Origin of the sequence: Bacillus sp. V33-4, from assembly GCF_002860225.1 — a bacterium.
Classification (GTDB): domain Bacteria; phylum Bacillota; class Bacilli; order Bacillales; family Cytobacillaceae; genus Bacillus_BJ; species Bacillus_BJ canaveralius.
Window position 1 is genome coordinate 1 of the sequence record NZ_PGVC01000056.1, and the last position, 20,945, is coordinate 20,945.

Here is a 20,945-nt window from a genome sequence, read left to right on the forward strand (position 1 = left end):
GTGGAACACCCTGAAACCCGAGGACAAGAAGACAATATCTAATTCCTGTTTTCTACTCTACAAGACCTAGTTTTTCACATGCATCATATAGATTTACAGGTACACCGTTTTATAATGTTTTTGAAATCGCGATTAAAACTATTTGAATTTTCTATATTTTTAACTTGCTAATATGATATTATAATATATAACCATTTTAATTCGTTTCGATAATAAAACGTTATGCTTATTAACAGTAATCAAACAGGGAAAGGGGTCTTTTTGTGAGGGAAGTTTATATTGTTGATGCTGTACGGACGCCGGTCGGAAAATATAAAGGAGCCTTAAAAAGCGTCAGGCCGGATGATCTTGGGGCAATTGTGATAAAAGCTTTGACCGCCAGGCACCCGGACATAAATCCGGGCGATATTGAAGAAGTAGTCTTAGGGAATGCCAATCAGGCGGGGGAGGATAACCGTAATGTTGCAAAAATGTCAGCCTTATTGGCAGGCCTTCCGGTAGAAGTGGCTGGAACTACGATTAACCGCTTGTGCGGTTCCGGTTTGGATGCTGTCAATTATGCTGCCAGGGCGATTATTACAGGGGAGGGTGACATCTATGTAGCCGGCGGGACAGAAAGCATGACAAGAGCCCCATATGTATCTGCAAAGCCGGAAAATGATTTTCCGCGCGGCAATATCGAGTTGTTTGATACGACGATTGGCTGGCGCTTTATTAATCAGCAGCTTCAAAGCATGTACGGTTCTGAGAGCATGCCGGAAACGGCTGAAAATGTCGCAAAGCAATACGGGATTTCCCGGCAAGAACAGGATCAATTTGCCTTGGAAAGTCAGTTGCGAACACAATCAGCTATCAAGTCCGGCCGGTTTAATGATGAGTTGATCCCGGTTGTTTCTGTCGACCGAAAAGGGAGGCAGATAAAGGTTAGCGAAGATGAACACCCACGCCCCGGAATGACAATCGAAGCTCTGGCAAAATTAAAACCGTTATTCCCTGGAGGAACTGTGACAGCCGGAAATGCGTCCGGTGTCAATGATGGTGCTTCTGCTTTATTATTGATGGCTGCCGAGCGGGCAAAAGCCCAAGGAATAAGACCGCTTGCGAAATATATTGCTTCGGCTGTGGCGGGCGTCCACCCGTCAGTCATGGGCATGGGACCTGTTGCCGCAGTCAGAAAAGCATTGCAAAGAGCAGGATTATCTATCCATGATATCGGGCTGGTCGAATTGAATGAAGCGTTCGCCTCCCAGTCGCTGGCCTGTATTAGCGAACTGCAGCTGGATCCGCGAATTGTCAATGTAAACGGCGGAGCGATATCACTTGGACACCCCCTTGGCGCAAGCGGGGCAAGGATCATGACAACACTCCTTTATGAAATGAAAAAGCGCAACATTAAGTATGGCCTGGCGACGATGTGTGTCGGCGTTGGCCAGGGGATTGCCACCATTGTCGAAAATCTTGACGGGAATGAATGATGAATCGGAATTTAGTTTCTGAAATCCAGAATTGCGCTATCCAGTCATTCGAAAAAATAAAATATTTTGAAAATAATCACGAATCTTGTAGAATGACAATATGACGGAATTTTACCGATATAGAAGCATGATGAAATGAGGATGAACAGACATTGAATACAAGATCAATGATTTTTACCTTATATGGAGATTACATATCCCACTATGGAAGTAAAATTTGGACCGGAAGCCTGATCCGTTTGTTGCATGAATTTGGCCATAATGATCAATCTGTCAGGGCGGCGATTTCACGAATGAACAAGCAAGGCTGGGTTCAGGCCGAAAAAATCGGCAATAAAAGCTACTATTCATTAACACCCCGCGGTGAAAAGCGGATCGAAGAGGCTGCTAAGCGGATTTTTAAATTAAAGCCGGAAAAGTGGGACGGGAAATGGCGCATCCTGATGTACACGATCCCGGAAGAAATCAGGGCCGTTAGGGATGAACTAAGAAAAGAGTTGGTGTGGAGTGGTTTCGGGACAATTTCCAATAGCTGCTGGATTTCCGCCAACAATCTTGAAAAACAAGTGTACGATCTGATTGAGAAGTACGGCATTGAACCGTATGTTGACTTTTTTGTAGCGGAATATGACGGCCCCCACGAAAACGTCAAATTAGTCGAAAAAAGCTGGGACCTGCAGGAAATTAATGACCGCTACCAGGAGTTTATTAGCGAGTACAGCCAAAAGTATATTATTGATAAAAATAAAATTTCCAAAGGGCAAATGTCTGATGCCGAATGCTTTGTTGAAAGAACGAAGCTCGTGCACGAATACCGGAAATTTTTGTTCTTTGACCCGGGACTGCCTGAGGAGTTGTTGCCGGAAAGGTGGCTCGGCAGCCATGCAGCTGCATTATTCAGCGATTATTATAAGGAACTGGCCGAACCTGCATCATGCTTTTTTGAAACGGTTTTTAAGGAAGGGAACGAACTAAAGAACCGCCATGAAGATTATGATGTCCTTGATCATCCTTTTATTATTGATTAATGAGCAAGACCGGACAATCAGACAAAGGAGTTTTTCATGTGAATCAATTAACTTCACTCCTGAACATTAAATATCCAATTATTCAGGGCGGCATGGGCAATATCAGCAATGCGCCGTTGACGGCGGCCGTATCTGAAGCAGGCGGTCTAGGCACAATCGGTGCCGGCACGATGGAGCCGGGTGAGCTCGAAAAGATTATCATCGACACGAAGAATAGAACGACAAAGCCTTTTGCGGTCAATATTGCTCTTTCCGTATCCCCGCATGTAAAGGAAATCGGCGCGCTCCTTATCAAGCACGGAGTATATGCGGTATCTTTATCCGCAGGAAATCCGACTCCGTTCATTCCAAAATTTCATGAGCATGGGATCAAAGTGGTTTCTGTCGTTGCGTCTGTCCAGCATGCCAGGAAAGCGGAAGAGGCTGGTGCAGATATACTTGTAGCAGAAGGCTATGAGGCCGCCGGCATTAACTCAAATCTTGAGACGACGACGCTGACGCTAATTCCACAAATCGTTGCCAATGTCCAAATTCCTGTTGTTGCTGCTGGTGGGATTGGCGACGGCAATGGTCTTGCGGCGATGCTTGCGCTTGGAGCAAGCGGGGTGCAAATGGGAACAAGGTTGATTGCCACAAAGGAAGCCCCTTTTCATGACAATTATAAGCAAAAGCTCCTGCAAGCTGCGGATCATGACACGCTCATTGTCGGCCGGACTTTCGGGAAAATAAGAAGGGTCATGGACACAGAATATGCCCGCAAACTTTTGATTGAAGAAAAGAAGGGCATTACGGTTCAACAATTCAATATGCTCACATCTGAAGAATTTCATAAAATCGGGGCACTTGAGGGCAAGGAAGCAAACGGTTTTATGAATGGCGGGCAAATTTCTGGTCTAATTAACGATATCCCGACTGTCTCGGAGTTGTTAGAAAGAATGGTAAGTGAGGCCCGAACAGCTATAAAAAGGGCAAGGCAACTCGTTTAATATAAAATTTATGGTCAGCCAAGCTTATTGGCTGTTTTTTTTTTAGAAAAAGTTTTTTAATTATATTTAATTTTCGGAATATTATTGACTTATAAAGAAAAATAATGATAATATAACGTTGTATTCACGGTACCTATAGTTAATATCATATTAAATTGAAAACGATTACATATTTTTGGTAACCGGCTTACTTCTTTTATCAGGTTAGCCGGATAAAAATATTTTTATTAACGAGGGGGATTAAAATGAAAAAATCGGCACAAATTTTCTCATTACTATTAACGGGGGTGCTTTTACTAGCAGGTTGCGGCAATGAAACAGCAAAGGAGCCTGCTGCTGGGGGAGAAAAAGAAACGTATAAAATTGGTTTAACCCAGTATGCACCACATCCATCGTTGGATGCAGCGACCGAAGGTTTTAAGAAGGCGCTTGAAGATGAAGGCTTTAAAGAAGGAGAAAATGTTGAATTTGATTTCCAGAATGCACAGGGTGACCCGAATAATCCACAAACGATTGCCAACAACTTTGTCGGGGATGGTGTTGATTTGATTTTTGCCAACGCAACCCCGAGTGCTGTCAGCGCGCTTAATGCAACAAAGGATATCCCGATTTTATTTACGTCTGTTACGGATCCTGTTGGCGCCGGGCTTGTTGAAGCGTTTGATAAACCGGGAGAAAATATTACGGGCACAACCGATAATCATCCTGATGCAACGAAGCAAACGATTGATTTCATTACAAAAGAAGTAGGCGCCAAGAAAATAGGCGTCATCTATAATTCCGGCGAACAAAATTCCGAAGTCCAGGTCACACAAGTGAAAGAGTTGGCTGAAAAGAACGATGCGGAGGTAGTCGAAGCATCCGTTTCCAATTCGGCTGAAGTAAAGCAAGCTGCCGAGTCATTGGTGGGACGTGTCGATGCGATTTATATTCCTACCGACAATACAGTTGTTTCTGCCCTCGAGTCCGTAATTACTGTCGCAAACAATGAAAAGATTCCTCTTTTCGTTGGTGAATTGGATTCGATGAAGCGTGGCGCCATCGCAGCGAGCGGCTTTGAATACTATGATATTGGTTACCAAACCGGGCTGATGGCAGCACTGATTTTAAAAGGTGACAAAAAGCCTTCAGAGATTCCAGTTGAGCTGCCTGATAGTTTGAAGCTTGTGATTAATAAGGAAGTTGCTGAAGCACAAGGACTTGAATTGAAACCGGAATGGGAAGAGATTGCAGAGTTTTATGAAGGTGAATAAGGAGAGGATGGTTTTCATTGTTTACAGCAATTTTTGGAGCGTTTGAATCGGGGATCATTTATGCGATTATGGCTTTAGGTGTTTATTTATCCTTTCGAATTCTTGACTTTCCTGATTTGACGGTGGATGGCAGCTTTGTAACCGGTGCAGCAGTTGCTGCAACGATGATTGTCGCAGGCGTAAATCCGTTGATGGCCACATTTACCGCCCTGATTGCCGGATTTGCGGCTGGCTGCCTGACAGGAATTCTTCATACGTTCGGGAAGATCAATGCCCTGCTGTCCGGTATTTTAATGATGATCGCCTTATATTCAATCAATCTGAGGATTATGGGTAAATCAAATATTCCGCTCTTAAATACGGAAACGGCGCTGACAAATGTCAGTGAGTCGTCCGCCGAAATCGGTCTTGATGGTTTTATTAACGGGATTTTGACTGCAGTCGGGCTCGGAGGCAGCTTACCGCGAACATGGGGAATTTTATTGTTCATGCTGATCGTTACTCTTGCTTTTAAGCTTTTCACAGACTGGTTTTTAAAAACGGAGATCGGCCTGGCTTTAAGAGCTACCGGTGATAATAAAAGGATGATCCGCAGTTTATCTGCCAACACGAATGCGATGGTTATTATCGGCCTTGGCTTGTCGAATGCGATGGTTGCTTTTTCGGGAGCGCTAATCGCCCAGCAGGGAGGATACGCAGACGTTGGCATGGGAATTGGCATCATCATTATCGGGCTAGCTTCTGTCATAATCGGTGAGGCGATATTTGGAACGAAAACGATTGCGAGAACAACACTCGCTGTCATTGGCGGAGCAATTATTTATCGAATTGTGGTTACCCTGGCGTTGAGAGTCGAGTTTCTTGAAGCGGGCGACATGAAGCTGATCACCGCAGCGATTGTCATTTTGGCATTGATCACTCCGAAAGTAATGGAAGGCTACCGTGATCGGAAAAGAAAAAAACGAAGACATGCAGAACGAGTCGAACTGCTTAATGTAGGTGCTGAAAGGAAGGGTGAGGCGAATGCTGCGCTTAAATCAGATTAACCAGGTATTCAATGAAGGCACCCCCGATGAAAAAATCGCTCTGAACAATTTGAACCTGCATCTTAACAAAGGCGATTTTGTCACGGTCATCGGCAGCAATGGCGCAGGAAAGTCGACTTTAATGAATATCATTTCCGGCGTTCTTCTCCCCGATCTTGGCGAGGTTCATATTGACGGGGAGAATGTCACGTCGATTCCGGAATATCAGCGCGCTAAATTAATCGGCAGGGTCTTTCAGGATCCAATGGCAGGAACAGCTCCAAGCATGACGATTGAAGAGAATCTGGCAATGGCTTATGCACGCAATAAATCAAGAACATTAAAGCGGGGCGTGACGAGAAAAAGGAAAGAGTATTTTCGTGAAGTTCTCGAATCCCTGCATCTCGGCCTCGAAAACAGGTTAAATGCAAAGGTGGGTATGCTTTCCGGCGGGGAACGACAAGCTTTATCGTTGCTAATGGCAACTTTTACCGATCCTGCGATCCTACTTTTGGATGAGCATACAGCCGCCCTTGATCCGTCACGGGCTGAATTGATTACGAATTTGACAAAAGAAATTGTGGAGAGATACGGATTGACGACATTAATGGTGACCCACAACATGCAGCAGGCTCTCGATTTAGGGAACCGGCTGATCATGATGGATAATGGTGAGATCATCCTTGAGGTCGATGAAAGCGACAAGAAAAAGCTCACAATTGAAAGCCTGCTGCTCGAATTCCAGAGAATCAAAGGTTCAAAAATGGCCAATGACAGAGCTCTGCTCACATAAAAGAAAAGAAAAAGGATTGATTAGCGGTTGCTCCTAATTTAATCCTTTTTCTTTTCTTATGCTTTAGATAAGTAAATAAAAATCAGATTTTAATAAATATTTATAATTAATTGACTATTAAACATACGAAATGTTATTATATCGTTAAATATACGTCATACATATTTAATGAGTAATAGTTATCTGTTTTAGAGAAAAAGCGAGGGGGAATGGGATGAAGCCCGGTTTAAGAATCGGAGACGGGGTGACGATAAAGGTTGTTGTTACTCCGGAGATGTATGCCCGTTTTGCTGGGGAAATTGTGCATCGCACTTATTCGACTGTGACGATGATTTACCATATGGAGTGGGCTTCAAGACAAATTATTCTGCCCTTTCTTGAAGAAGATGAAGAAGGCATGGGATCGGAGGTCAAAGCAAAGCATCTTGCCCCGAGTCCGGCAGGGTCACAGCTTACCATCACCGCAGAGGTGATTGGATTGAAAAATAATAAAGTGATCACAAAAGTATCAGCCCAAAACGAAAAGGAGCTGATCGGGATCGGAGAAGTAACCCAGGTTATTTTATCAAAAGATAGAATAAGAGAGTTAGTTGAAGACATTTAGCAAGCCTGAGCCCACAACTGGAGGGTTATTATTTTCTATAAAAATGAAAGCGTTATCATTTATGCTTAGGAGGAACACAGATGGATATCTTTGAACAAATTTGCGAGCACGAGCAGGTTGTATTTTGCAATGATGAAGTGACCGGATTGCGTGCGATCATTGCTATACACAGCACAAGACTCGGGCCGGCGCTCGGCGGCTGCCGGATGTTTCCTTATCGGACTGTCGATGATGCATTGGAGGATGTTCTGCGTCTGTCAAAAGGAATGACGTATAAATGTGCTGCCGCTGATGTTGATTTTGGCGGCGGTAAAGCAGTGATTATCGGTGATCCACAAACGGATAAAAGCCCGGAACTTTTCAGGGCGTTTGGCCAGTTTGTTGAGTCCCTCAATGGGCGATTTTATACAGGAACGGACATGGGAACAAGCCCGGAGGACTTTATTCACGCTTTAAAAGAAACGAACTGTATTGTGGGTGCCGATGAAGTGTACGGCGGGAGCGGCGACTCGTCGGTACCGACGGCACAGGGAGTCATTTACGGGCTGCAGGCAACCAATCATGCGGTGTGGGGAACTGATGATTTATCCGGAAAAAGTTATGCAATCCAGGGTCTTGGCAAGGTGGGGCTAAAGGTGGCGGAACGTCTCCTGGAGGAAGGGTGCGACTTATTTGTTGCTGACATTAACGAAAATGCGATTGCGAAATTGATCTTAAAGGCAAAATCGCTTGGCACTGCCTTAAAAGTGATCAAGAGTGATGAAATTTATGCGGCGGATGCCGATGTCTTTGTTCCATGTGCAATGGGCGGGATTGTCAATGATCAAACCATTGAGGTCATGAAGGTTAAAGCAGTCGTTGGCTCGGCGAATAACCAGCTTCTCGAGCTCCATCACGGGCAGATGCTTCAAGAAAAAGGGATCTTATACGCTCCCGATTATATCGTAAATGCAGGCGGCCTCATCCAGGTTGCGGATGAGCTCTATACTCCCAATAAAGAGCGCGTGCTCCGAAAAACGAAAGCAATCTATAATTCTCTTTTAAATATTTACAAGCATTCCACAGAAACAGGCATTACGACCGTAGAAGCGGCCAACCATTTCTGTGAACAGCGAATTGAAGCGAGAACACGACGAAATAGCTTTTTCTCTCACATGAAACGTCCTAAGTGGGCTGTCAGGACGTAATTTTTTTCGCTATTAAACAATATTACTAAAGTATTAATCTTAAATATAATCACGGCGAGGGTGTGAAGGATGGAAAACCAATTCCCGATTTTTGAAGTGATTGATCAAGACGGAAATGTAGTTTCAGCCGAATACAAGGAATTGCTGACAAAGGAGCTTGCCTGCGATTTTTTGCAGAACATGATTCGGCTCAGGACGTTTGACCGGAAAGCCGTCAGTTTACAGCGGCAGGGACGAATCGGCACATATGCACCATTTGAAGGGCAGGAAGCAGCCCAGGTTGGCAGTGTCCATGCGCTGAATGAAGAGGACTGGCTTTTCCCGACCTATCGGGACCATGGGGCCACAATGACATTTGGACACTCTTTAAAAAGCATTTTGTTGTTCTGGAATGGCCGGAATGAAGGCTGTATTCCTCCAAAGGGAAAGAAAATTTTCCCGCCTGCGATTCCGATTGCCACCCAGCTTCCCCATGCCGCCGGAGCTGCATTGGCGGAAAAACTGAAGGGAACGAAAAATGCAGCAATCGTTTATTTTGGCGATGGAGCCACTTCTGAAGGCGATTTTCACGAAGGCCTCAACTTTGCCAGCGTTTGTAAAGCACCAGTTGTCTTTTTTAATCAAAACAACCAGTACGCGATTTCGGTTCCGCTTGACAAGCAAATGAATACGAAGACGATTGCCCAAAAAGTGCTTGCCTATGATATCCCGGGAGTCAGGATTAATGGCAACGATGTGTTCGCGGCCTATTTTCAGACTTTAAAAGCACTGCAGAGGGCAAGAAATGGCGATGGTCCAACTCTGATCGAAGCAGTAACGTGGCGGTACGGCCCCCACACAACTGCAGACGATCCTTCCAAATACCGTAACCAGCAGGAGAGTCAGGAAAGAAGAAGTTATGACGACCCAATTCTGCGTCTTGAATGCTGGATGAAAAACGAAGGATTTTATGATACGGATTTTGTCAAAAAGGCTGAGGAGGAAGCTGCCCGGGAAGTCGACCAGGCAGTGAAAGAAATGGAGGCTTTTCCTCCTGCAAATCCTGCCGATATTTTCGACCACGTTTTTGCTGTGCCGACATGGACGCTGCAAGAGCAAAAAGATGACTATCTCAAGCTTCTCGGAGGTATACCAACATGACAACGGCAATAAAAACAAACATGCTGACGATGGTGCAAGCGATCACGGATGGCCTTGATATCATGCTGAAGGAAAGAGAGGAAGTCATTCTTCTCGGTGAAGATATCGGAAAGAACGGCGGGGTTTTCCGCGCTACTGATGGGCTCCAGGAAAAATACGGGGAAGAGAGGGTCATGGATACACCACTAAGTGAAGCCGGATTTGTCGGGGCGGCGATCGGGATGGCAGTGAATGGGTTCATGCCGGTCATCGAAATTCAATTTCTTGGTTTTATTTATCCGGCCTATGAGCAAATTATGACCCATGCGACCAGGCTGCGAATGCGGACAATGGGGCATTTTACCGTGCCGATCGTGATCAGGGCCCCATATGGAGCAGGAGTTAGAGCCCCTGAAATTCATTGTGACAGCACAGAGGCCTTGTTTACGCATATGCCAGGCATCAAAGTTGTCTGCCCATCCAATCCATACGATGCGAAAGGTCTGCTTATTGCCGCAATCGAGGATCCGGATCCAGTCTTGTTTTTAGAACCGATGCGAAGCTACCGCTCGGTGCGCGAAGAAGTCCCTGAAGGTAAATACAGGGTTGAAATTGGGAAAGGAAAAAAGCTCAGGGAAGGCGCGGATGTGACTGTCATTGCCTGGGGCGCAATGGTTCCGGTTGCAATGAAGGCGGCGAAAGAAATGGAAGGAAAAGGAGTCGGATGTGATGTCATCGACTTGCGGAGCCTTTATCCGCTCGATAAAGAAATCATTGCCGAGTCTGTCCAAAACACAGGCCGGACGGTAATCGTTCATGAAGCACATGCGACGAGCGGGGTTGGGAATGATATCATCTCGATCATTAACGATACGTCTTTCCTCTATCAAAAAGCACCGGCAGAGCGGGTCACCGGTTTCGATGCTCCTGTTCCTTACTTCGGCTTTGAAGACCACTATTTGCCGACCCCACAGCGCATTATCAAGGCGATCGAAAAAGTAATCAAGTTTTAGGAGGGGAAACGATGGTCGAAGTAAAGCTGCATGATATCGGCGAAGGGATGACAGAAGCGGAAATCAACTTCCTGTTCGTGAAGCCGGGCGATACGGTCAAAGAAGACGAGGCACTGGCAGAGGTGCAAACCGATAAAATGACCGCTGAAATCCCGGCTCCAAGCGCGGGGGTTGTCAAGGAATTGCTCGTACAACAAGGTCAGACGGTCAAAGTCGGCTCCACCTTGTTTATTTTAGAAACTGCAGCACTTCCAGACGCGAAAAAGCAGCAACCAGTTGCTGCTGCGGCCAAACTTTCGAAACGAATTTTGGCCGCCCCTTATACGAGGAAAATCGCGCGTGAACAAGGAGTATCGATTGAGGGTGTTACCGGTTCGGGGCCGGGCGGAAGAATAACCGATGAGGATGTAATCCGCCATGCAAAGCTAAAAGCACATCCGCACAAAGAAGAAGCGAATCTTACATTTGATAGCCACACCTCAGACAGGCCGCAAGCCATACCTGCAAAATCGATTCCATTCCGCGGCAGACGAAAACAAATTGCCAAAAAAATGGTCCAATCTATCTATACCATTCCGCATTGCACCCATTTTGAAGAAATCGATGTAACTGAACTGATCAAATTTCGCGAGGAATTAAAAACCACCAGGCAATATATTTCGGCGACGTCATTTTTTATCAAAGCTTTATCGCTGGCATTAAAGGATTTTCCGATCTTTAACGCCGTTTTAAATGAAGAGACAGAAATGATCGACATCAAAACGGATCATCATATCGGCTTGGCGATTGATGCAGAAGATGGCTTGATTGTCCCAGTGATCCGCGATGTCAAAAACAAAACGATTCGCACGATTCATGACGAGGTAAAAGAACTAACAGAGAAGGCACTTAAAAATGAACTGAAGATAAGCGAAATAACGGGCGGAAGTTTTACCGTCAGCAATGTCGGGCCTCTTGGCGGCAGCTTGGGTGCGACCCCGATCATTCAGCACCCCGAAGTAGCGTTAGTTTCTTTTCATAAAACGAAGAAAATGCCGGTTGTCATCGGTGACGATGAAATTGCGATTCGATCGATCATGAATATTTCGATGTCATTTGACCATCGTGTCGCAGATGGTGCAACAGCCGTCCGCTTTACAAATCGATTAGCCGAGCTGATCGAAAATCCGAAAATGCTTGTGTTGGAGATGGTCTAATGGTAGTTGGCGAACTTGTTCAAGAATGTGATGTGATCGTCATCGGCGGCGGCCCGGGCGGATATAATGCGGCGATTCGGGCAGCGCAGCTCGGCAGGTCTGTTGTGATCATTGAAAAGGAAAAGCTTGGCGGTGTCTGTCTCCACAGTGGCTGTATCCCGTCAAAGGTGCTGGCTGCGGCAGCCGCACAACTGCATATGATTGGCAATTCGGCCTTGTTTGGAATCCGTACCGGAGAGACTGAATTCGATTTGGCCGAGCTTACCAATCATAAAAATAAAGTGGTCAACCAGCTTCATGCCGGGGTTGCGGCGCTCTGTAAAGACAACAAAATTGAGATTGTACACGGCTCCGCTTGTTTTTTGCCAGGAGACAGAATCGCCGTCGAAAATGGCGACCATTATGAGGTTTTTCAATACAGAAACGCGATCATTGCAACAGGCGGCACTCCAGTCATTCCTGAAGTGATTCCATATGACGGGGAACGGATTTTTACGGGAAGAAGCATCACGTCAATCCAAATCGTCCCTGAAAAACTGCTGGTTTACGGCAGCGATTATATCGCGCTTGAAACCGCAGTCAGCTTTAAACAATTTGGCGCTGATGTCACAATTATTCTCGAAGAGCGTAAACATGATTTTTCTTTTGATGCGTCAATTAATCGCGAATTAAAACGGATTTTGAAAAAGAACGGCATAAAAGTGATCAAAGATGTCGCTCTGCAAACCGTGACTGTTGAAAATGCGAAAGTGAAAATCGTTTTGCAAACAGAAAAGGAAACTTTGGATTTGCAAGGATCGCATTTGTGCATTTCTTTAGCGTCAAAGCCTAATCTTGAAGAACTGGGGCTTGATAGAATAGGAGTGGAGATGAAGGGGGACGGCTATGTGAATATTGATGAACAATGCCGAACGTCGAAAAGCAATGTTTTTGCGATTGGTGATGTTACCGCAGGGCCGGCACTTGCGGTCAAAGCGATTAAGCAAGGAAAAACGGCGGCGGAAACGATTGCCGGCCAAGCTGCAGAGGTTGATTTAAACCTGCTGCCGATGATTGTTCATACGATTCCGCCGATCGCGGCTGCCGGTTTGACTGAAGCGGATGCGATAACAGAAGGGTATGAGATTGTAACAAGTCAATTTCCGCTCGCAGCAAATGGGTATGCGGCGATTCACGATCAGCGCGCCGGCTTTGTAAAAGTAATTTTTGATAAAAAAAACGATATTCTACTAGGCGTTCATATATTTGGTTTTGGAGCAGTTGAGTTGATTTCAGCAGGAACGATTGCCATGGAGATGGCGGCAAGGGATGAAGACTTGATATTCCCGCACTATCCGCATCCGAGCGTCAATGAAGCCCTGTTGGAGGCAGTTGAAGCCATAAAAGGGAATGCAATTCATTTAGCACCTCCACAGCGGAAAGAAAAGGTGAAAAGCTAGTTGATCTTTACTGCATAGAAGCATTATAGCTTTACATGACGCTCTTGAAAAAAAGATAAAGAATACTTTACTATTAATTCTGAATATTAATAACTTTTAACAGGAGGTTTTGATATGCAAGAAAATACATTGAAATCGCAAGCAGTGATCGAAGACTTTTTCCCGGTAAAAGAGGTTGACTATCTTGAGATCTATTCAGGCAATGCCAAGCAGGCCAGCCATTACTTCTGTACAGCATTCGGCTTTAAGCCTGTTGCTTATTCAGGACTTGAGACTGGAAACCGCGAAACAGTATCATATGTGCTTCAGCAGCGAAAAATCAGGCTTGTTATCACAGGTGCATTGACAGAAAACAGCCGGATTGCCTCCTTTGTAAAAAAGCATGGCGATGGTGTAAAGGATATTGCGCTTACGGTCGATAATGTTGAAAAGGCCTACAGCGAGGCGGTCTCACGCGGGGCGATCGAAATCACTCCTCCATATGAACTTAAAGATGAAGACGGGATTGTTAAAAAAGCCGTGATCGGTACATATGGCGATACAATTCACACGCTTGTTGAGCGTAATGACTATCACGGTGTGTTTATACCCGGCTATGAGCGATATGAAACGAAAACTCCGTTTGAGGATGCGGGTTTCATCGGGATTGACCATGTTGTCGGAAATGTCGAGCGAATGGAAGAGTGGGTTAGCTATTATGCCAATGTGATGGGCTTTAAGGAAATGACGCATTTTACCGATAAGGACATCAGTACGGAATACTCGGCACTTATGTCAAAAGTGATGCACAACGGCGGCCGCATTAAGTTTCCGATTAATGAGCCGGCAGAAGGAAAAAGAAAATCGCAAATTCAAGAGTACCTCGAGTTTTATAATGGGCCGGGCGTCCAGCACCTGGCGATTTTAACAGAGGACATCGTCGAGACCGTCCGCGTTCTCCGCAACAATGGTGTGGAATTCCTGTCAACCCCTGACTCCTATTATGAGATGTTGACAGAACGAGTCGGAAAAATAGATGAGGAGATTGATAAGCTGAGGGAGTTTAATATTCTCGTCGATCGCGATGATGAAGGCTACTTGCTGCAGATCTTTACAAAACCGATCGTCGACAGACCGACATTATTTATCGAAATTATCCAGCGAAAAGGAGCCCGCGGTTTTGGCGAAGGCAACTTTAAGGCATTGTTTGAATCGATTGAACGCGAGCAGGCAAAACGCGGAAATTTATAAAAATAATAGCGGGGGAGAGAAATCCCCCTTTTTTTAAAGAGGTGCACTTATGAACAAAGTAAAAATCCGCCCGCAAATTGAAAGCATTGCCCCTTATATGCTTGGTAAATCGGAAAAAGAAGTGATTGAACAGTATCGGCTAAGCAGATTAAGAAAAATGGCGGATAATGAAAACGTATACGGCTGCTCAGCCGCTGTGCCTGCCGCGATAACGACAGGCTTGCAGACGCTCAATTATTATCCAGACGGCTTGGTGGCTACACTGACTGGCAAACTTGCAAGCCTCTACAGCATTTCCACAAACAATATCGTGGTTGGAAATGGATCTGAAGAGATGATTCGCCTGTTAACAAGAGCTTACATAAATAATGGTGATGAAGCCGTCATGGCTGATCTGACGTTCCCGAGGTATTTTACAAATGTAGCGATCGAAGGGGGCAGACCCGTTCAAGTTCCCCTGTTGGATGGTGTCCATGATTTACAAGCGATGATAAAGGCTTGCACGGAACGTACCAAGATGGTATTCATATGCAATCCAAACAACCCAACCGGCACGATTGTAAAAAAAGATGAATTGCTTGATTTTATCGAAAACATCCCGGCACATATACTGATTGTCTTGGATGAAGCGTATTATGAATATGTTTCAGAACAGGAATTTTTAGAGACTGTTCCGCTTCTCGATGTTTTTCCGAATTTAGTTATTTTAAGGACATTTTCAAAAATTTACGGGCTTGCTGCACTCAGGGTCGGCTACGGCTTGATGGATTCCGGGACCGCAGCTCAGCTGAAAAAGGTCAAGGATGTTTTTAATGTGAATGGGCTTGCCCAGATAGCTGCTTGTGCTGCTTTGGAAGATCAAGCTTTTATCAGCGACAGCAAAGAAAAAAATCGGATCGAGCGAGACTTTGTTCGCACTGAGCTTGAAAAGTCAGGATTTTTAACCTACCCGTCAGAGACAAATTTCTTGTTTTTTTATAGAAGCGAACGCGGCGCAAATGTCGCCATGACGCTACTGGAAAATGGCATCAGCGTCCGGCCTGTTCACGTTGGGGGGAACGTTGAGGCTTTCAGAATGACGATTGGAACCCGGGAAGATAATCAACATGTTTTGAGTATCATATCAGGACTGGGGGCAGGCTGACATGGAGTTAATGCCCGGAAATCTCGACTGGAAGGAAGCGTATAAGCTGCTGATCGGTTCAATCTTGCCGCGGCCAATTGCTTTTGTCTCAACGGTAAGTGAAGAAGGAATCGCCAATTTGGCGCCGTTCAGTTTTTTCACCGCAATCAGTGCCGAGCCGATGCTGATATGCTTTTCGCCGATGAGGCGTGGCGCGGATGGAGAGAAAAAGGATACACTCGTAAATATTGAAGAAACGAAGCAGTTCGTGATCAATATTGTCAGTGAAGAAATGGCCGTGCAAATGAATGATTGCGCGACAGAATTCTCTTCCGAAGTCGACGAATTCATTGCAGCCAAACTGACAAAGGAAGCGAGCTTTTCAGTCAGGCCGCCCCGCGTCAAAGAAAGTAAAGTTCATATGGAATGCCGGCTCCATCAATTGCTTCATTTTGGAGAGCTGCCAGGAGCCGGCAGCCTTGTCATTGGAGAAGTGATCCACGTCGGCGTAGCTGACGAACTTTATGAAAAAGGGCGGATTCGCACAGATAAGCTAAACCCAATCGGTCGAATGGCCGGCAATATTTATACGAAGCCACTTGCAGAGACGTTTGAACTGATCCGGAAAAGGGAGTAGGTGACATGAATGAAATTTGTGACCTTTAAAAAGAAAGATGGTGCAGTCGGGGCAGGGTGGCTGCAGGGAGAAGATCTGGTTGTCGATATGCATGAGGTTTCCAATGGTGTGCTTCCAAATAATATGCTGGATTTCATTCAGGACCATTCCCTTTTCATGGACCATGTACGTTCCCTTCCAATCTTCACAAAAACCGATTGGGGAACATACCCACTCGGCGAAGTTGCACTAAAAGCGCCTCTGCCGAATCCATGCAGCGTTCGCGATTTCTATGCTTTTGAAGACCATGTAAAAAATGCAAGGCACAACCGCGGTCTTGAGATGATTCCTGAGTGGTACGAGATTCCCGTGTTTTACTTTTCCAACCATCTTGCCGTTATCGGCCCGGATGAGCCGGTCCATAAGCCTGCGAAATGCCAATGGCTCGATTATGAGCTTGAAATCGCCTGTGTGATTGGGATAGGCGGAAAAAATATTAAGCCTGAGGAAGCAGAGGAACATATTTTTGGCTACTGCATCATGAACGATTGGAGCGCCCGGGATCTGCAGCGCCAGGAAATGAAAGTTGGACTTGGACCTGCGAAAGGAAAGGATTTCGCGACCTCACTTGGGCCTTATATCGTGACAAGGGATGAATTGGAACCATATAGACTGGCAAAAAACTATAACCTCAAGATGAAAGCGACCGTCAACGGCAGGGAATTGTCAAAAGGGAATATGAAGGAACTTTATTTTTCTTTTCCCGAACTGATTCATAGGGCATCTGACAGTGTGGCACTGTATGCAGGAGAGGTGATCGGTTCCGGGACGGTTGGAAGCGGCTGCCTGCTTGAGCTCGGCCAAGAGGTCCACCGCTGGCTTGAGCCCGGAGATGAGGTAGCCCTCGAAATAACGGGGCTCGGCGTATTAAGAAATATAATTGCGGATCAGGGGGAGATGGATGACAATGTATTACCGTAAAATGGGTACAATTCCGGCAAAGCGGCATACCATTTTTAAAAAAGAAGATGGCTCGCTCTTCAGGGAGCAGGTGATGGGCACAAAAGGGTTTTCCGGAACCCAATCGATTCTGTATCACCACTACATGCCAACCGAAGTGGCAAAGTCAGAGCTGGCCGGCAAGTATTTGCCTGAATACGAAGAGGATCATCCTTTAAGCCATCGTCATTTTTATACAGATAAATTGGAAGAAAGCAGTGACGCATTAACGGGTCGACACTATTTATTGGGAAACGACGATTTGTTGATTGGCGCCATTAACGTCTCAAAGCCGATGGAAAGCTTTTATCGAAATGGTGATGGCGATGAAATGCTTTATATTCATTATGGTTCCGGTAAATTGGAGACGATGTTTGGAACGATTACTTATCGCCCGGGGGATTATGTCGTGATTCCGATTGGAACGATATATCGGCTGGTCCCGGACGCAGGCCAGGAAACAAAAATTTTATTGGTCGAGTCATTCAGCGAAATTACGACGCCGCGACGGTACCGCAATGAATATGGACAACTGCTTGAACACAGTCCGTTTTGCGAGCGGGATATCCGCGGGCCGGAAGTGCTCGAAACGCATGATGACCGCGGCGAGTATCGAGTTATGACAAAATCGCGCGGCTATCTTCATGCCCATCTGCTCTACCATCATCCGCTTGATGTAGTCGGCTGGGACGGATACTTGTACCCGTGGGCTTTTAACATCAGCGATTTTGAGCCGATAACCGGCCGGATCCATCAGCCGCCGCCCGTTCACCAAACATTTGAAGGTGATAATTTTGTCGTCTGCTCATTTGTCCCGCGGCTTTACGATTACCATCCTGAAGCGATACCGGCTCCTTATTATCACAGCAATGTAAATAGCGATGAGCTTCTTTATTACGTCGCCGGCAATTTCATGAGCAGAAAAGGGATCAAGGAAGGATCGATTACCCTACATCCAAGCGGAATACCGCACGGACCCCATCCAGGAAAAACGGAAGCAAGCATCGGCAAAAAGGAGACGCTTGAACTCGCCGTGATGATTGATACGTTTAAGCCATTGAAGGTTGTAAAAAAGGCGACCGCGATTGAAGATGAAAATTATATGTTTTCGTGGATTCAGGAATAAACATCGATAGCAATCTTTAGAATAGGTATGTGTATGTATCGAAGCATATTAAAAAAGCAAAATCCCGGAGCGCGGTCCGGGATTTTGCTTTTCGCGGATATATGAAATTTTTCGCGGATATATCAAGATTATCGCGGATATATCAACCATTTCCGCGGATATATCAAGATTTCCGCGGATATATCATTTTCGCGGGTATATCAACCATTTTCGCGGATATATCAATCATTTTCGCGGATATATTGGGAAAAATCGCGGATATATGAAATTTTTCGCGGATAAGATGGCCGTTCGAAGCAAAGTTTACACAGATACGTGACCAACATCCATCTTCGAATGCCACATTAGCTTATTTTGCTGCTTTCCGCATTAGCTCTGAAACGGAATCTGCGATAAAAACTAATATTAGGTAACAAAAAATGATCAAAGTAATGTCCGAGTAATGGAAATAACTCATGCTCATTTTAAATTGCTGGCCAAGGCCGCCTGCACCGACAAAGCCGACGATGATGGTGGTCCGCATAATCACTTCCCAGCGATAGAGGATAAAGGTAAGAAATTTCGGCATCACAGCTGGTATGATTCCGTAGATGAAAAGCTGGCTGCGGCTCGCTCCGCTTAAGCTGAGATTGCGGATTGGCCCAGTGTCAATGTCCTCAATGACCTCGGCACATAATTTGCCAAGAATGCCAAAGTTATGGAGAGCAAGCGCGATCGCTCCAGGAAGGATACCGGGTTTAAATATAAAAATAATGATCATTGCCCAAACAAGTTCCGGTACCGCTCTGCTAAAAATATAGATGCTGCGGACAATCACAAAGAATACCCTTCCATACCAGCCTTTATTCATCGTGAGTGATCCATTCGCGATTTTGCTTGCAGCCGGGATCACGGTCAAAAACATGGCGATGGTCGCAAAGCCAATCGCCATGATGCTCATCATGAACGTGTCAAAGGTTAACGCCAATGCATCGCTCCAGCTTTCCCAGCTTGCAAAGGCAGGAAGTTCTTCACCGATTCCCATCAATCCTCTTACAAACTGTACCGCATGGTTTAGATTCTTTTCAGTGAAAAGCCCAATTAAACTAGCCTTTTCGACAACTGTGATAAATAACCATGAGCCTATCATGAGCAGAGCGGCAAAAAGCAGCGAAATCTTCCCTTGATAAGGTCGTGCTTTATCATCCAAGAAGCTGTTCCTGATCTGGTTGCTCCAAAGATCAACTAGCACAACAATCGCGATTAGGAAAAACATAAACGTCCAAACTTCGGAATAGTTTAGATCGTCTAGAGATAATTGGAGTTGGTATCCTAATCCGCCAAGGCCGACAAAGCTCATAATCGCTGATGACCGGATCGCACATTCGAACCGGTACATCGTATAGCTGATCATGTTTGAGCGCACGGCAGGGAAGTAACCATAAAGCAGGCATTGGAGCTTGGAGGCACCTGCAGCTTTCAGTGCTTCGATTGGTTTTTGCGGCACGTCATTCAACATATCAGCAAAGATTTTGCCAAGGATCCCGCCATAAGGAATCGCCAGGGCAAAAATCGCACTGAACGGGGTCAAGCCAAAGGCCGCAACAAATAACCATGCCCAAATCAGTTCATGAATCGCCCTCATAAAACCAAGAATGCCTCTGAAAAAGCCATTTGAAAGGAAAGCCAGCTTTTTGCCGTCCGATAGAACTCCTGACGCGAAAATTCCAAACAAAAAAGCGAGAAGAATCGCAAGCGTCATCCCCGCTACTGCATATGCAAGCGTTATTCCGGTTGAAGAAATCCCCAATAATAATATCCGAGGTGATAGGTCAGGCTGAAGCAGGGATTCAAAAAGCTGGGCCAATGTTGCGGCCCCGCCATGATGAACGAGCTCTTCATTCCAATTGACTCCAGTCAGGCTCAAAATAAAAATAAAGCTGAGCAGAAGCGTAAGCAGCAGCTTTTTATGAAATTGCAAGCTGTCAATCATTTTTCGCATCAGCTCAGCTCCTTTATTTCATAAAGGCTCTTTAATTCAGCATCGGTTACTGCAGATGCCGGCCGATCAAAAAGAATCTGCCCTTTACGGATTCCGATAATCCTGGTGAAATATTTTCGGGCATAGTCGACTGAATGGAGACTGCTCACCAGTGTTTGCTGTTCTTCCCGGACAAGGCTTGTCAGCATGGAAAGGACATCTTCGGCGCGAGCCGGGTCGAGCGACGCAACCGGTTCATCCGCCAAGATGATCTCCGGTTTTTGCAGGAGCAGCCTCGCCATAGCCACACGCTGCTGCTCCCCGCCGGAAAGCTTTGAGGTCCGGGTAAACATTTTATCAAGCAGCCCGACTCTTGTTAATGCCTGTTTAGCCAGGTTTTTTTCTCGAGGAAAAACGAGTGAAAACAGCGATTTAAAGAAGCCCCATTCGGCCAATTTGCCCGCGAGCGTGTTATGAATGACCGCCAGTTCGTTAACAAGGTCAAACTGCTGGCGAATGACGCCGATTTTTTTCGCTCTTTGTTTGCGGCCTTTGATTTTACTTGGAGCTTGTCCGTCAATTAAAAGGGTTCCGCCGTCAGGATCCTCAATCAGAGCTAATAAATTGAGCAAGGTTGTTTTTCCTGCACCGCTCGGTCCGATGACGGCGACCAGCTCTCCGCGCGTAACAGAGAGTGATAGGTCAGATAATACCGTTTTTCCATCATAGCTTTTGGCGAGTTGATTCGTCTTGATGACTGTCTCGGATTGCAT

The 20,945-nt window shown here is 45.7% G+C and carries 19 protein-coding genes; 17 read left to right on the forward strand and 2 right to left on the reverse strand.

Annotated elements, in window-relative coordinates; genetic code table 11:
* Positions 1 to 263: 263 nt before the first annotated feature.
* The 17 genes from CVD23_RS18460 to CVD23_RS18540 all read left to right on the forward strand — a co-directional run bounded on the left by CVD23_RS18460 (position 264) and on the right by CVD23_RS18540 (position 18,212).
* Complete coding sequence (locus CVD23_RS18460) at positions 264 to 1,475, forward strand: acetyl-CoA C-acyltransferase (RefSeq protein ID WP_101666793.1); 1,212 nt, start codon at positions 264 to 266, stop codon at positions 1,473 to 1,475.
* Positions 1,476 to 1,627: 152 nt separating this feature from the next.
* Positions 1,628 to 2,503 carry a phenylacetic acid degradation operon negative regulatory protein PaaX gene (gene paaX, locus CVD23_RS18465; protein ID WP_101666794.1) on the forward strand — a complete coding sequence of 292 codons (876 nt, stop codon included), beginning with the start codon at positions 1,628 to 1,630 and terminating at the stop codon, positions 2,501 to 2,503.
* Positions 2,504 to 2,541: 38 nt separating this feature from the next.
* Positions 2,542 to 3,489 carry an NAD(P)H-dependent flavin oxidoreductase gene (locus CVD23_RS18470; RefSeq protein ID WP_101666795.1) on the forward strand — a complete coding sequence of 316 codons (948 nt, stop codon included), beginning with the start codon at positions 2,542 to 2,544 and terminating at the stop codon, positions 3,487 to 3,489.
* 245 nt (positions 3,490 to 3,734) lie between these two features.
* On the forward strand, positions 3,735 to 4,742 hold the full coding sequence (locus tag CVD23_RS18475; protein ID WP_101666796.1) for an ABC transporter substrate-binding protein: 1,008 nt from the start codon (positions 3,735 to 3,737) through the stop codon (positions 4,740 to 4,742).
* Between the two features lie 17 nt (positions 4,743 to 4,759).
* Positions 4,760 to 5,788: an ABC transporter permease gene (locus tag CVD23_RS18480; RefSeq protein ID WP_101666797.1), complete on the forward strand. Its 1,029-nt coding sequence runs from the start codon at positions 4,760 to 4,762 to the stop codon at positions 5,786 to 5,788.
* Entirely contained in the window at positions 5,766 to 6,560 is a 795-nt protein-coding gene (locus tag CVD23_RS18485) for an ABC transporter ATP-binding protein (RefSeq protein WP_101577576.1), read from the forward strand. The genes CVD23_RS18480 and CVD23_RS18485 overlap by 23 nt, the downstream gene beginning before the upstream one ends.
* A 214-nt stretch (positions 6,561 to 6,774) precedes the next feature.
* Entirely contained in the window at positions 6,775 to 7,164 is a 390-nt protein-coding gene (locus CVD23_RS18490; protein WP_101666798.1) for a thioesterase family protein, read from the forward strand.
* Positions 7,165 to 7,244: 80 nt separating this feature from the next.
* A complete protein-coding gene (locus CVD23_RS18495) occupies positions 7,245 to 8,351 on the forward strand; it encodes a Leu/Phe/Val dehydrogenase (RefSeq protein WP_101666799.1) in 1,107 nt (368 codons plus the stop codon).
* 69 nt (positions 8,352 to 8,420) lie between these two features.
* The gene (gene pdhA, locus CVD23_RS18500; protein ID WP_101577573.1) at positions 8,421 to 9,491 is read left to right on the forward strand and encodes a pyruvate dehydrogenase (acetyl-transferring) E1 component subunit alpha; all 1,071 of its coding nucleotides are present in this window, start codon (positions 8,421 to 8,423) and stop codon (positions 9,489 to 9,491) included.
* The gene (locus tag CVD23_RS18505; RefSeq protein WP_101577572.1) at positions 9,488 to 10,483 is read left to right on the forward strand and encodes an alpha-ketoacid dehydrogenase subunit beta; all 996 of its coding nucleotides are present in this window, start codon (positions 9,488 to 9,490) and stop codon (positions 10,481 to 10,483) included. The genes pdhA and CVD23_RS18505 overlap by 4 nt, the downstream gene beginning before the upstream one ends.
* An 11-nt stretch (positions 10,484 to 10,494) precedes the next feature.
* Entirely contained in the window at positions 10,495 to 11,679 is a 1,185-nt protein-coding gene (locus tag CVD23_RS18510) for a dihydrolipoamide acetyltransferase family protein (protein ID WP_101666800.1), read from the forward strand.
* Positions 11,679 to 13,118: a dihydrolipoyl dehydrogenase gene (gene lpdA, locus CVD23_RS18515; RefSeq protein ID WP_101666801.1), complete on the forward strand. Its 1,440-nt coding sequence runs from the start codon at positions 11,679 to 11,681 to the stop codon at positions 13,116 to 13,118. Before CVD23_RS18510 ends, lpdA begins: the two co-directional genes overlap by 1 nt.
* A gap of 114 nt (positions 13,119 to 13,232) precedes the next feature.
* Positions 13,233 to 14,348 carry a 4-hydroxyphenylpyruvate dioxygenase gene (hppD, locus tag CVD23_RS18520; protein WP_101666802.1) on the forward strand — a complete coding sequence of 372 codons (1,116 nt, stop codon included), beginning with the start codon at positions 13,233 to 13,235 and terminating at the stop codon, positions 14,346 to 14,348.
* 49 nt (positions 14,349 to 14,397) lie between these two features.
* A complete protein-coding gene (gene hisC, locus CVD23_RS18525) occupies positions 14,398 to 15,492 on the forward strand; it encodes a histidinol-phosphate transaminase (RefSeq protein WP_101666803.1) in 1,095 nt (364 codons plus the stop codon).
* A gap of 1 nt (position 15,493) precedes the next feature.
* Complete coding sequence (locus CVD23_RS18530; RefSeq protein WP_101666804.1) at positions 15,494 to 16,108, forward strand: flavin reductase family protein; 615 nt, start codon at positions 15,494 to 15,496, stop codon at positions 16,106 to 16,108.
* Positions 16,109 to 16,117: 9 nt separating this feature from the next.
* Complete coding sequence (locus tag CVD23_RS18535; protein ID WP_101666805.1) at positions 16,118 to 17,068, forward strand: fumarylacetoacetate hydrolase family protein; 951 nt, start codon at positions 16,118 to 16,120, stop codon at positions 17,066 to 17,068.
* Positions 17,049 to 18,212, forward strand: coding sequence for a homogentisate 1,2-dioxygenase (locus CVD23_RS18540; protein WP_180955725.1), 1,164 nt, complete (start codon positions 17,049 to 17,051; stop codon positions 18,210 to 18,212). The genes CVD23_RS18535 and CVD23_RS18540 overlap by 20 nt, the downstream gene beginning before the upstream one ends.
* Positions 18,213 to 18,561: 349 nt before the next feature.
* On the opposite strand, the gene CVD23_RS18550 is transcribed toward CVD23_RS18540, so the two are convergent.
* Positions 18,562 to 20,193: a PhnE/PtxC family ABC transporter permease gene (locus CVD23_RS18550; protein ID WP_101666807.1), complete on the reverse strand. Its 1,632-nt coding sequence runs from the start codon at positions 20,191 to 20,193 to the stop codon at positions 18,562 to 18,564.
* Positions 20,193 to 20,945, reverse strand: a complete 753-nt coding sequence (locus CVD23_RS18555; RefSeq protein ID WP_101666808.1) for a phosphonate ABC transporter ATP-binding protein — start codon at positions 20,943 to 20,945, stop codon at positions 20,193 to 20,195. The genes CVD23_RS18550 and CVD23_RS18555 overlap by 1 nt, the downstream gene beginning before the upstream one ends.

What these genes read in the sequence shown, in the direction of transcription:
- CVD23_RS18475 (WP_101666796.1), top strand. Translation starts at nt 3,735, where the DNA reads ATGAAAAAATCGGCACAAATTTTCTCATTACTATTAACGGGGGTGCTT.
- CVD23_RS18485 (WP_101577576.1), top strand. Translation starts at nt 5,766, where the DNA reads ATGCTGCGCTTAAATCAGATTAACCAGGTATTCAATGAAGGCACCCCC.
- CVD23_RS18490 (WP_101666798.1), top strand. Translation starts at nt 6,775, where the DNA reads ATGAAGCCCGGTTTAAGAATCGGAGACGGGGTGACGATAAAGGTTGTT.
- CVD23_RS18495 (WP_101666799.1), top strand. Translation starts at nt 7,245, where the DNA reads ATGGATATCTTTGAACAAATTTGCGAGCACGAGCAGGTTGTATTTTGC.
- pdhA (WP_101577573.1), top strand. Translation starts at nt 8,421, where the DNA reads ATGGAAAACCAATTCCCGATTTTTGAAGTGATTGATCAAGACGGAAAT.
- CVD23_RS18505 (WP_101577572.1), top strand. Translation starts at nt 9,488, where the DNA reads ATGACAACGGCAATAAAAACAAACATGCTGACGATGGTGCAAGCGATC.
- CVD23_RS18510 (WP_101666800.1), top strand. Translation starts at nt 10,495, where the DNA reads ATGGTCGAAGTAAAGCTGCATGATATCGGCGAAGGGATGACAGAAGCG.
- lpdA (WP_101666801.1), top strand. Translation starts at nt 11,679, where the DNA reads ATGGTAGTTGGCGAACTTGTTCAAGAATGTGATGTGATCGTCATCGGC.
- hppD (WP_101666802.1), top strand. Translation starts at nt 13,233, where the DNA reads ATGCAAGAAAATACATTGAAATCGCAAGCAGTGATCGAAGACTTTTTC.
- hisC (WP_101666803.1), top strand. Translation starts at nt 14,398, where the DNA reads ATGAACAAAGTAAAAATCCGCCCGCAAATTGAAAGCATTGCCCCTTAT.
- CVD23_RS18530 (WP_101666804.1), top strand. Translation starts at nt 15,494, where the DNA reads ATGGAGTTAATGCCCGGAAATCTCGACTGGAAGGAAGCGTATAAGCTG.
- CVD23_RS18535 (WP_101666805.1), top strand. Translation starts at nt 16,118, where the DNA reads ATGAAATTTGTGACCTTTAAAAAGAAAGATGGTGCAGTCGGGGCAGGG.
- CVD23_RS18540 (WP_180955725.1), top strand. Translation starts at nt 17,049, where the DNA reads ATGACAATGTATTACCGTAAAATGGGTACAATTCCGGCAAAGCGGCAT.
- CVD23_RS18550 (WP_101666807.1), bottom strand. Translation starts at nt 20,193, where the DNA reads ATGCGAAAAATGATTGACAGCTTGCAATTTCATAAAAAGCTGCTGCTT.
- CVD23_RS18555 (WP_101666808.1), bottom strand. Translation starts at nt 20,945, where the DNA reads ATGCAATCCGAGACAGTCATCAAGACGAATCAACTCGCCAAAAGCTAT.